The 10,199-nt window shown below is 69.1% G+C and carries 10 protein-coding genes and 1 pseudogene; 7 read left to right on the plus strand and 4 right to left on the minus strand.

Annotated elements, in window-relative coordinates:
• Nucleotides 1-69: 69 nt before the first annotated feature.
• The 7 genes from AB4Y75_RS16575 to AB4Y75_RS16605 all read left to right on the plus strand — a co-directional run bounded on the left by AB4Y75_RS16575 (nt 70) and on the right by AB4Y75_RS16605 (nt 7,077).
• The gene (locus AB4Y75_RS16575) at nt 70-615 is read left to right on the plus strand and encodes an AMIN-like domain-containing (lipo)protein (protein ID WP_441436980.1); all 546 of its coding nucleotides are present in this window, start codon (nt 70-72) and stop codon (nt 613-615) included.
• A 570-nt stretch (nt 616-1,185) separates the two neighbouring features.
• Entirely contained in the window at nt 1,186-2,208 is a 1,023-nt protein-coding gene (locus tag AB4Y75_RS16580; RefSeq protein ID WP_441436981.1) for an ABC transporter substrate-binding protein, read from the plus strand.
• Nucleotides 2,205-3,140 carry an ABC transporter ATP-binding protein gene (locus tag AB4Y75_RS16585; protein WP_441436982.1) on the plus strand — a complete coding sequence of 312 codons (936 nt, stop codon included), beginning with the start codon at nt 2,205-2,207 and terminating at the stop codon, nt 3,138-3,140. Before AB4Y75_RS16580 ends, AB4Y75_RS16585 begins: the two co-directional genes overlap by 4 nt.
• Nucleotides 3,140-4,159, plus strand: coding sequence for an ABC transporter permease (locus AB4Y75_RS16590; protein WP_441436983.1), 1,020 nt, complete (start codon nt 3,140-3,142; stop codon nt 4,157-4,159). Before AB4Y75_RS16585 ends, AB4Y75_RS16590 begins: the two co-directional genes overlap by 1 nt.
• Before the next feature lie 34 nt (nt 4,160-4,193).
• On the plus strand, nt 4,194-5,627 hold the full coding sequence (locus AB4Y75_RS16595; RefSeq protein WP_441436984.1) for an LLM class flavin-dependent oxidoreductase: 1,434 nt from the start codon (nt 4,194-4,196) through the stop codon (nt 5,625-5,627).
• On the plus strand, nt 5,611-6,117 hold the full coding sequence (locus AB4Y75_RS16600) for a flavin reductase family protein (protein ID WP_441436985.1): 507 nt from the start codon (nt 5,611-5,613) through the stop codon (nt 6,115-6,117). The genes AB4Y75_RS16595 and AB4Y75_RS16600 overlap by 17 nt, the downstream gene beginning before the upstream one ends.
• A gap of 189 nt (nt 6,118-6,306) precedes the next feature.
• Complete coding sequence (locus tag AB4Y75_RS16605; RefSeq protein WP_441436986.1) at nt 6,307-7,077, plus strand: MerR family transcriptional regulator; 771 nt, start codon at nt 6,307-6,309, stop codon at nt 7,075-7,077.
• A 61-nt stretch (nt 7,078-7,138) separates the two neighbouring features.
• On the opposite strand, the gene AB4Y75_RS16610 is transcribed toward AB4Y75_RS16605, so the two are convergent.
• The 4 genes and pseudogenes from AB4Y75_RS16610 to AB4Y75_RS16625 all read right to left on the minus strand — a co-directional run.
• The gene (locus AB4Y75_RS16610; protein ID WP_441436987.1) at nt 7,139-7,654 is read right to left on the minus strand and encodes a DUF4395 domain-containing protein; all 516 of its coding nucleotides are present in this window, start codon (nt 7,652-7,654) and stop codon (nt 7,139-7,141) included.
• A gap of 141 nt (nt 7,655-7,795) precedes the next feature.
• Nucleotides 7,796-8,830, minus strand: coding sequence for a DUF4073 domain-containing protein (locus AB4Y75_RS16615; protein WP_441436988.1), 1,035 nt, complete (start codon nt 8,828-8,830; stop codon nt 7,796-7,798).
• A gap of 140 nt (nt 8,831-8,970) precedes the next feature.
• Nucleotides 8,971-9,786, minus strand: a complete 816-nt coding sequence (locus AB4Y75_RS16620) for a methylenetetrahydrofolate reductase (RefSeq protein ID WP_441436989.1) — start codon at nt 9,784-9,786, stop codon at nt 8,971-8,973.
• Nucleotides 9,787-9,800: 14 nt separating this feature from the next.
• Nucleotides 9,801-10,199: pseudogene (locus AB4Y75_RS16625) on the minus strand (lipoyl synthase); the annotation flags it as partial.

The following is a 10,199-nucleotide window of genomic DNA, read 5'->3' on the forward strand; positions in this document are numbered from 1 at the left end:
GGGTACGGCGGCGCGGAACCGGCGTAGCGTGGGATCATCAGCGTTCGTTCATTCTGCGGAGGAGCGGTCATGAAAAGAATCCGTGCGCTGCTGATGGCAATCCTCCTGCTGGCCGGACTCGGCCTGGTCGCCCCCGCGGGGGCACAAGCCAGCCCGTACTGCGGCATCACCTGGGGTTCGCTGGCCAAGAGCGCCGGCGGCATGTCCACCGCACCCGTGACGAATGTCAGAACGGGCCAGCAGGCCTGTTACGACCGGCTCGTGGTGGACCTCCAGGGCAAGGCGAAGGGTTACACCGTCAGCTATGTCAGTCAGGTGAGGCAGATCGCCAGCGGACAAGTTGTTCCGCTGCGCGGCGGGGCCTTCCTCAATATCGTGGTCAACGACCCGGCCTACTGGCCCAGCGGGACCCCGAGTTATACCCCGGCCAACCCCCGGGAACTGTCCAACGTCTCCGGTTATCAGACCTTCCGTCAGGTGGCCTTCGCCGGATCCTTCGAGGGCAAGACGTCCATCGGCCTGGGCGTGAGGGCCCGGCTGCCGTTCCGGGCGTTCATCCTGGACGGACCCGGTGGGGGATCCCGCTTGGTGGTCGATGTGGCGCACCACTGGTGAGTGCGCGGTGCGCCTGAAGGAATGCGCCTGAAGGAATGCGCCTGAACGATGAGGTGCGCCGGAAAAGCAGGGTCTTCTGAGCGGAGGGGGCGGCGTGGTGCCGCCCCCTTCGTCGTGCCCGGCTGACCGTGCCCGGCTGACCAGGGCCCTGGCTGCCCGTGCCCCAGACGCCGGCGCCCGATCCTCCGGCAGGTCACGGAGCGACTTTCTCCGTCACGAAAGGCCGGTGCGCGGCGAGGCGCGCGCCGGCCGCCGTCGCGCAATCCGCCGTGACGTGGCTTCACATTCCGCGACGGCGGGCCACGGATCGTCACACCGGGCCGGGTCCGGTCGGCCGTCCGGACGGGTGATGCGGTTGTCGGGGCGGCACTCGGGAACACGGTGGGACGCGGGGCGTCATCCGCCGTCGCATTGCCGCTGCGCCTTCAATGTTGAGTCCCCTTTCGTCCTGTGAACCGGGCCGCGAATTCGCCGCTCGCTTCTGCTCAGATGGATCCCACACGACGGGCCACCGGGTCCGTCTGAACATCGAGGAGAAGCCCCGTGGGCCAGCGCAACAGCAAGAGAACCGTGAGCAGGACAGTGATCGCAGCCGCGATCATGAGTGCCACCGCACTCGTGCTGAGCGCCTGCGGCGGGGCCGCCACGGCCCAGAGCGCCAAGGACCAGGTCAAGACACTCCGCTACGAGGGCGGCGCCAACAGCGTGACCCTGCCCGAGCTCGCGGCGGATCTCGGCTACCTGGGAGACCTGAAGCTCGACTGGGTGGGCAACACCATCAGCGGTCCGGCCAGTATCCAGAACGCGGCCACGGGAAACACGGAGTTCGGCGGCGCGTTCGCCGGCGCCGTGGTGAAGCTCCAGGAGGCGGGGGCCCCGGTCAAAGCCGTGATCAACTACTACGGCTCCGACGCGAAGTCCTTCTACGGCTTCTACGTGAAGGCGGACAGCCCCATCAAGACCGCGAAAGACCTGATCGGACGGAAGATCGCCGTCAACACCCTCGGCGCCCATGCCGATGCGGTGATCACCACCTACCTGCAGAAGAACGGCCTCAGCAAGGACGAGATCAAGCAGGTCCAGCTGGTGGTGGTCGCCCCGAACGACACCGAACAGGCGATCCGCCGGGGACAGGTCGACGCCGGAGCACTCAGCGGCGTGCTGCAGGACAACGCGGTGGCCACGGGCGGTCTGAGGTCCCTCTTCAGCGACTACGGACTCTTCGGCGCGTTCGCAGGAGGCCAGTACGTCTTCCGGAACGACTTCATCGCGAAGAACCCGGACACGGTCCGCACCTTCACCACCGGAGTGGCCAAGGCGATCCAGTGGGCGAGCACCACACCGCGGGCCACCGTCATCCAGCGCTTCACGGACATCATCACCAAGCGTCACCGCAATGAGAGCACCGCGACGCTGAAGTACTTCAAGAGCATCGCGATCCCCGCGAACGGAGCGATCCAGGACGAGGACTTCCAGCGCTGGAACAACTGGCTCAAGGACACCGGCATCCTCGGCAAGGACGTGCAGCCGTCCAAGTACTACACCAACGAGTTCAACGCGCTCGCAGGCACCGGAACGGAGGGGAGGAAATGAGCACCCCGAAGATCAGCCTGAGGAACGTGACCAAGACCTTCCGGATCCGGCCGGGCAAGGGGTCCAAGACCGCTGAGCCCGTTCGTCTCACCGCCCTCGAGGACGTGAGCCTGGACGTGGCCCCCGGGGAGTTCCTGACTCTCGTGGGGCCGAGCGGCTCCGGCAAGACCACTCTGCTGGACATCCTGGCGGGGCTGGCTTCACCGGACAGCGGTGAGGTGCTCCTGGACGGACGCCCCATCACGGGGCCCGGACCGGACCGGGCCGTGGTGTTCCAGCAGTACGCCCTCTTCCCGTGGCGCACCGCCGCGGAGAACGTGGCGTTCGGCCTGGAGGACCGGCAGTTCGACGGCCGGGCGCTGACCCGGAAGGAACGCCGCGCACGGGCCCTCGAGTACTTGTCCCTGGTGGGACTGGACGGATTCGAGGACCGCTACCCGCACGAGCTCTCGGGCGGCATGCGGCAGCGCGTCGCGATCGCCCGGAGCCTGGCCTATGAGCCCGACGTCCTGCTCATGGACGAACCGTTCGCCGCACTGGACGCCCAGACCCGCGAACAACTCCAGGACGAACTCGTCCGGCTCTGGCAGCGGACCGGGAAGACCATCATCTTCATCACCCACGGCATCGAGGAGGCGGTCTATCTGGGGCAGCGGGTCGCCGTCCTGAGCTCGCGCCCCGGCCGGGTCAAGACGATCGTGGACATCGACCTGGGGGACCGGGACGCCGAGGGCGATCTGCGCTCCAGCCCTGCCTTCGTCCGGCAGCGCCACCTGCTCTGGGAGCTCCTGCATGACGAGGTCCGCCGGGCGCAGGCCTCCGGCCACGCCAAGATCCGCCCGGACGGCTCCGCCCCGGACGAGGTGCCGTCGGGTGCCGGCGTGCTGGCGGACGCGGCTCGCGACGCCGGACGAGAGAGGAGCGCCGCCTGATGAGCACGGGGATCTTGAACGACGAGACGGTCACGACGACGGCGGGTGCGGTCCCAGGTCCGTCGGGCACGACGACGGCGTCGGAGGCGCCGCCGGCGTCCACACAGCCCGCCGCGGCGAAGGCCGCCGGCGATTCCGGCGGGGTCACCACGGCTGAGACTCCCACGACGGGCGGTCGGGACGAGCGGGTGGGGGAGCCGGCGTCGTCCGCTGGGCTCACCGCGCGACGCGTGGCCGGAACGGTCGGCCGGACCGCAGGCCGCGTGCTCTGGTCCACCGGCGCGATCGCGCTGTTCCTCCTCCTTTGGGAGTTCGGACCGGGGCTCTTCCTCGACGAGGCGACCCGCGTCTTCCTTCCGCCGCTGCACGAGGTGCTGGCCGCGCTGGGCAAGCTGATCGAGACCGGGCAGTGGCAGGAGCACGTTCTGGCCAGCCTGGGCCGGTCGGTGAGCGGCTTCGTGATCGCGGTGGGCCTGGGTGTTCCGCTGGGACTCCTCATCGCCTGGTACCGCGGACTGGACCGCTTTCTCAACCCGCTCCTGGAGGTGTTCCGCAACACCGCCGCCCTGGCGCTGCTGCCGGTGTTCACGCTGCTGCTGGGCATCGGGGAGGTCTCCAAGATCAGCATCGTCGCGTATGCGGCGTTCTTCCCGGTCCTGCTCAACACCATCCTCGGCGCCCGGAGCGTGGACCCGCTCCTCATCCGGGCCGCCCGGACCCTGGGTCTGGGCAGCGGTCGGCTGTTCCAGAAGGTCATCCTGCCGTCGGCAGTCCCCACCATCTTCACCGGGGTGCGGATGGCGGGCACCGCGTCCGTGCTGGTGCTGATCGCCGCGGAAATGGTCGGGGCGAAAGCCGGGCTCGGATACCTGATCACCAATGCGCAGTCGAGCTTCCTGATCCCGGACATGTACGCGGGCATTCTGACCGTCGCGGTGCTGGGGTTCACCGTGAATTACCTCCTGGTGGCCCTGGAGCGCCACTTCTCCCGTTGGCGCCTGGCCGAATCCAGCCGCTGAAACCGACAACCCAGCCTGAAGAGGAAGGAACACCATGCCACGCCAACTCATACTCAATGCGTTCCTCATGAGCAATGGGCACCACGAGGCCTCCTGGCGCCTGCCGGAGAGCGACACCCGGGCGGCCACCGACGTCAAGCACTACCAGCGCCTGGCGCAGACGGCGGAGAAGGCGCACTTCGATGCCGTGTTCTTCGCAGACTCCCCGCTGCTGCACGGGGACGTCACCCAGCGGCCCTACGGTGTGATCGAACCGACCGTGCTCCTGGCGGCCATCGCCGCGGTGACGGAGCGGATCGGTCTGGTCGCCACGGCCTCCACGAGCTACAACGAGCCGTACAACCTGGCCCGCCGCTTCGCCGGTCTGGAGCAGATCAGCGGCGGGCGGAGCGGCTGGAACGTCGTCACCACGGCCGGCGACGCCGCGGCCCGCAACTTCTCCCTGGGCAGCCAGCCGTCCCACGCCGGACGCTACGCCCGCGCCGAGGAGTTCCTGCAGGTCACCGAGAAGCTCTGGGACAGCTGGGAGGACGACGTCCACGTCGGGGACAAAGCCGGTGGCGTCTGGGGTGATCCCTCCCGGGTGCACCCCGTGCTGCATCAGGGCGAGTACTTCCAGGTGGAGGGCGCCCTCGACGCACCGCGCTCGCCGCAGGGCCGCCCGGTCATCATCCAGGCCGGATCCTCGGAGAGCGGCCGCGACTTCGCGGCCCGCTGGGCGGAGGCGATCTTCACCGCGCATCAGACCGTGGAGAGCGCCCGCGAGTTCTACGCCGATCTCAAGCGCCGGGTGGCCCTCGCAGGGCGTGACGCCGACGCGGTCAAGATCCTGCCCGGGATCGTCCCCGTCATCGGCGCCACCGAGGAGGAGGCGCGAGCCCTCGACGAGGAGCTGAACCGTCTCATCCTGCCCGAGCATGCGCTGCGGCACCTGGCCGGCGTCCTCGGCGTCGACCCTGCGCGTCTGGCCCTGGACGAGCCGCTCCCGGACGATCTTCCGGAGGAGTCGCAGATCGAGGCGAACAAGAGCCGCCGGACCCTGATCGTGGAACTGGGCCGCAGCGAAGGCCTCACGGTCCGGCAGATCATCGGCCGCCTGGGTGGCGGCCGTGGGCACCAGACCTTCGCGGGGACGGCCGAGCAGGTGGCGGACCGCATCGAGCACTGGTTCACCACCGGCGCCGCGGACGGCTTCAACATCATGCCGCCCGTCCTGCCGTCGGGCCTGGACGTCTTCACGCGGGACGTGGTCCCGATCCTCCAGGAGCGCGGACTCTTCCGCACCGAGTACACGGGCACCACGCTGCGGGAGCACTACGGTCTGCCGCGCCCGGCGAACCTCTTCGCCGCCCGCCGCGATCCGGCGGAGCACGACGACGCCGCCTCGCCCGTCAGCCCCGGCGGCGGCGCCGCGGGGGAACAGCCCGTGCTGCTCGGGGGAGGTGCCACCCGTGCCGCTCGTCAGTGACTCCGACAGCACTCAGCTGCGCCACGCGTTCGCCAAGGTGCCGAGTGGGGTGGCGGCGCTCGCGGCCCTCGTGGACGGCGCCCCACAGGGACTCGTGGTCTCGACGTTCACGGTCGGGGTCTCCCTGGACCCGCCGCTGGTGATGTTCGCCGTCCAGAATTCCAGCCGCACCTGGCCCGTCCTGCGGAGCTCGGCCCGCCTGGGGGTCTCGGTGCTCTCGGCTCATCAGGAACACGCCGCACGGCAGATCGCGTCGAAGGACGGGGACCGCTTCGCCGGGCTCCCGGTGAGTGTCAGCAGCGAAGGTGCGCTGCTCCTGCCGGGGGCCGCGCTCTGGCTCGACTGCTCGGTGGAGCAGGAGGTCCCGGCCGGGGACCACGCCGTCGTGCTGCTGCGGGTGCACGGGCACGAGGTGCGTGAGGGACATGTGGACCCGTTGGTGTTCCATTCCTCGGCGTTCACGGGGCTGAGGCAGCCCGCGCTGGTGTAGAGCCCGCGCCGGTTGGCGAGGGATCTGTGACCGCCCCTGAGGGGCGGATTCCGGGGAGGTGAGCAACGTGCTCGCCTCCCCGGCGTCGTCTCCGGAGCAGGACAGCGCGACTCCCGCCGCACCCCGCCGGAAACACCTTCTCCCGGAACTCTTGACCTTGACGCAACGTCAACTTCTACGCTGGAACACATGGAGGACGACGAGGACTGGACCATCCAGGAAGTGGCCCGCATGGCCGGGACCACCAGCCGCACGCTGAGGCACTACGAACACGTGGGGCTTCTGGCGCCGAGCCGGGTGGGACACAACGGCTACCGGCATTACGACCGGGACGCGCTGCTCACCTTGCAGAGGATCCTCCTGCTCCGCGGCTTGGGGCTGGGCCTGCCGGCGATCGGCCAAGTCCTGGCGCGGCAGACCGATCAGGCTGCCGCCCTGGGACGGCATCTGGACCTGCTGCGGCAGGATCAGGCCCGGCTGGCCCGTCAGATCCGGGCCGTGGAGCACACGATCAAGGAACTGAAAGGAGGTGGTCGGCTGATGGCACAGGACATGTTCGATGGTTTCGACCACACGCAGTACAAGGAAGAAGTCGAACAGCGCTGGGGCGCCAAGGCCTACGCGGACTCGGATGCCTGGTGGCGCGGGCTCGGCGAGGATGGGCAGCGCGCCTGGCAGGAGCGTCTGCAGCGTCTGGGATCCGACTGGACGGCCGCGGCGGCGCGGGGCGTCGACCCCTCGAGCGACGAGGCACAGGCGCTCGCCGCACGGCACGACGCCTGGCTCTCCGGGATCCCCGGCACGCCCGGGTATCCGGACGGTGCGTCGACGGAGTATCTGCTCGGTCTCGCCGAGATGTACGTGGCGGACCCGCGCTTCGCGGCGAACTACGGCGGTCAGGGCGGAGCGGAATTCGTGCGTGACGCCTTGCGCGTCTACGCGGAGCGCCGGGACGCCTGAGCCGGGCCACTCCTCGGTCCACGTCTCGCGAGAAGTGGGAGGACAAGGGGCCGAGCAGAGCTCAGGCTCCGCGGAGCGAGATGTTGTTGCAGGCCTCGCACACGCTTTCCGGGATGACCCCCGCGGCCTGGAGCTTGCCGAAGATCCAGCAGCCCAGGCAGAACCCGGCGAACGATTCCAGGGACGCCGCCACGATCAGCAGACCCAGCAGGACCCACGCCACGGGACCGAGTCCCACGGACCAGAAGATCGCCGCCGCCGTTGACAGCACCGCCCCGATGGTCTGGGCGAATCGTTTCGGAGGGCCGGGCACCAGCCGGGGCTTGCCGACCCGGGGAGCGATCACGTGCACGGCGAGGCGTCCCGCGGGGGAGTACCGCGGCCCACCCGCCACGCGGAGCCAGAAGCCCAGGGCGATGAGCCAGAGCAGCCAGCCCCAGCCGGCCGTGAGGCCGAGGATCAGAGTGACGACGCTCAGCACCACGATGATCCCCGCGGTGGAGCGGGCGGCGTACTCGTTCACCGGATTGGGGAACGCGAAGAGCCGCTTCAGGCCGGAGCTGCTGGAGGTGGTCACGCTGCCAGAATACGGACGGCCCGCCGTCGCGCGGAAGCATTGTTGCTCCGTGCGACGGCGGGCCGGTTTCCTCAGCACGGACGAGAGCCCGGCGTCGGGCGGCTTGGAAGTCGGGCGGCTTGGAAGTCGAGCCGCTTGGAATCAGAAGGAGAGCGGAACGTGCAGTTCCTTGATCCACTGACGGCGGCGGTAATCCCGGGCACGGAGCAGCACGGTGTCGTGGGAGACCTCCACCTGCAGACCGCTGGCTTCCAGGCCGTCCAGCGCGCGCTCGCCGCCGTGGCCGTCATCCTCCCAGAGGGTCTGGATGGCGCCGGTGTTGACGGTCATGAAGCCCTCCGGGTTTCCGGAGCCCGGCACCACGCGGCGGACGGCCCAGTCGGAGAGATTCAGGTCCCAGTGCGTGTGGCCACTGAAGAAGAACACGTTCTTGTAGGGCCCGAGGATGCTCAGCAGGCGGTCGGCTTGGAGGTAGTCCGCCTTGTACAGCGCGTTCCGCGTGCCGGAGACGGTGTTGGGGAGCGGGTGGTGGCAGAACACCATCACGGGCTTGCGGCGGCGGGCGTAGTAGGCGAGGCGTGACTCGAGCCAGGCGAACTGCTGCTCGCTGAACCACACCTCGTCCCACAGCTTGCTGTCGTGGTAGTGCATGTACTTCTCGGTGCCCAGGAGCAGCGCCGGGACGCCGCCCAGATCCACCTCGGTGTAGACCTTCTTCCGGCCCGTGAAGTCGTAGAAGTTGTTGTAGAGCTTCTCCTCCGTGCACCCGTTGGGCCAGGTCTCCTGGCGGAGAGTGGTCGGGTTGAGCCACTTGGGGACGTAGAACTCGTGGTTGCCGATCACCCAGTGGGCGTTCCGGGGGTGCGGGTTGGAGTCCAGCACCTTGCGGACGTCGGTGTACTCGAAGTCGTAGCCGCGCGGGGTGATGTCGCCGTTGATCACGAGTCCCGCGCTGCGGCTGCGGGGGTTGGTGGTTTCGATGTCCTGGAGGGCCATGCCGAAATCGTGCAGGTCACCCTGGATGTCGCTGATGACGGAGAAGACGCTGCGTGCCCGGCCCCAGCCGGACGTGGCGGGTGCGGACGTGCTGCCGGCCTGGGCGGCCGTCGCGGTGCCCACGGCGGCCAGGCCGGCCAGGGAGGTGGTGATCGCCGTGCGGCGGGAGAGCGGTTTCATGGGGGCGTGGATCCTTCACTGGGGGAGCGGTCGGTTCCACGGTAGGAAGGTGAAGTGAAGGGCATTCGCTTCTTGATTGCACTTGTCTATACAGCTGGGTGAACACGGCGTGAACGGCCCGGCAGGGGGAACGCCTGGCCTCAGTCGCGCGGGACCTGACCCGCGGGCGAAAGTGTCAGCGCGTCCAGGACGTTGAACGTGTACAGCTGCACGCCGTCGAGCCCTGGCACTGCGCCGAGTGCGCCGATCATCTCGTCCGGCGCATAACGGTCCCGGGACAGCAAATTCCTCGCCAGCGACTTCTTGCCGCTGAGGAAGCGGAGGGACGACCCCACCCCGATCTTCGCGGCGAGCGACACCAGGCGCGCCGTGGGGACGGCCCCGGCCACGCCCACGCGGACCGGGAGCTCCACGCCCTCGGAGCGGAGCGCCGCCACGTACGTGCCGATCCGCTCCGCCGAGAAGCACATCTGCGTGACGACCCTGCTCGCGTACTCCTGCTTGCGCCGCAGGGAGTCCAGCAGCACCCGGTCTTCGATTCCGGGGTGCCCCTCCGGATAACCCGCCACGCCGACCGTGAAGCGCTCGCCGCCCAGCTCCGCGATGTCCCGCAGCAGCTCCTCACCGTCGCGGTACGGCCCGGCCGGCACGCCTGCGTCCCCGCCCACCGCGAAGAGTTCGGTGATGCCCGCGTCCGCGCAGTCCGCCAGGATCCGGCTCAGCTGGGCCCTGCTGTTCAGCCCCTTGGCAGTGAGGTGCGGCACCACCCGGTAGCCGTTCTGCGCCAGCTCGGCCGCGACGCGCAGCGTGGCCTCCACCCCGTGCCGCGGCAGGCAGGTGACGCTCAGCGAACTGGACGACGACGGCGGCACGGCCTTCCGGACCGCCTCCACGATGCCCGCGGTCGGGATGATTTCGAGATGTATGGACAGCGGTCCGGGTTCCGGGGTTTCCATGTCAGTCGATCCCGTCAGCTGTGGGTGGTGATGAGGGTGCGGGCTTCTTGGCGGGTGGTGCCGGAGTCTTGGATGCTGTCGGCGATGTGGGCGAGGTTTTCGGGGATGGCGCGGCCTTTTTTGCGCATGGCGGTGGCCCAGAGGCGTCCGGCGCGGTAGGAGGAGCGGACGAGGGGTCCGGACATGACGCCGAGGAAGCCGATGGCTTCGGCTTCGTCGGCGAGGTCGACGAATTCCTGGGGTTTGACCCAGCGGTCCACGGGCAGGTGGCGTTCGGAGGGTCGGAGGTATTGGGTGATGGTGATCAGGTCGCAGCCGGCGTCGTGGAGGTCTTGGAGGGCTTCGCTGATTTCTTGGCGGGTTTCGCCCATGCCCAGGATGAGGTTGGATTTGGTGACCATGCCGTGGGTGCG

Source organism: Arthrobacter sp. RAF14 (genome assembly GCF_052114185.1).
Lineage (GTDB): Bacteria > Actinomycetota > Actinomycetes > Actinomycetales > Micrococcaceae > Arthrobacter_E.

Coding starts and splice junctions, on each gene's coding strand:
- AB4Y75_RS16605 (WP_441436986.1), top strand. CDS start 6,307: ATGGAGGACGACGAGGACTGGACCATCCAGGAAGTGGCCCGCATGGCC.
- AB4Y75_RS16620 (WP_441436989.1), bottom strand. CDS start 9,786: ATGGAAACCCCGGAACCCGGACCGCTGTCCATACATCTCGAAATCATC.
- AB4Y75_RS16595 (WP_441436984.1), top strand. CDS start 4,194: ATGCCACGCCAACTCATACTCAATGCGTTCCTCATGAGCAATGGGCAC.
- AB4Y75_RS16585 (WP_441436982.1), top strand. CDS start 2,205: ATGAGCACCCCGAAGATCAGCCTGAGGAACGTGACCAAGACCTTCCGG.
- AB4Y75_RS16590 (WP_441436983.1), top strand. CDS start 3,140: ATGAGCACGGGGATCTTGAACGACGAGACGGTCACGACGACGGCGGGT.
- AB4Y75_RS16575 (WP_441436980.1), top strand. CDS start 70: ATGAAAAGAATCCGTGCGCTGCTGATGGCAATCCTCCTGCTGGCCGGA.
- AB4Y75_RS16615 (WP_441436988.1), bottom strand. CDS start 8,830: ATGAAACCGCTCTCCCGCCGCACGGCGATCACCACCTCCCTGGCCGGC.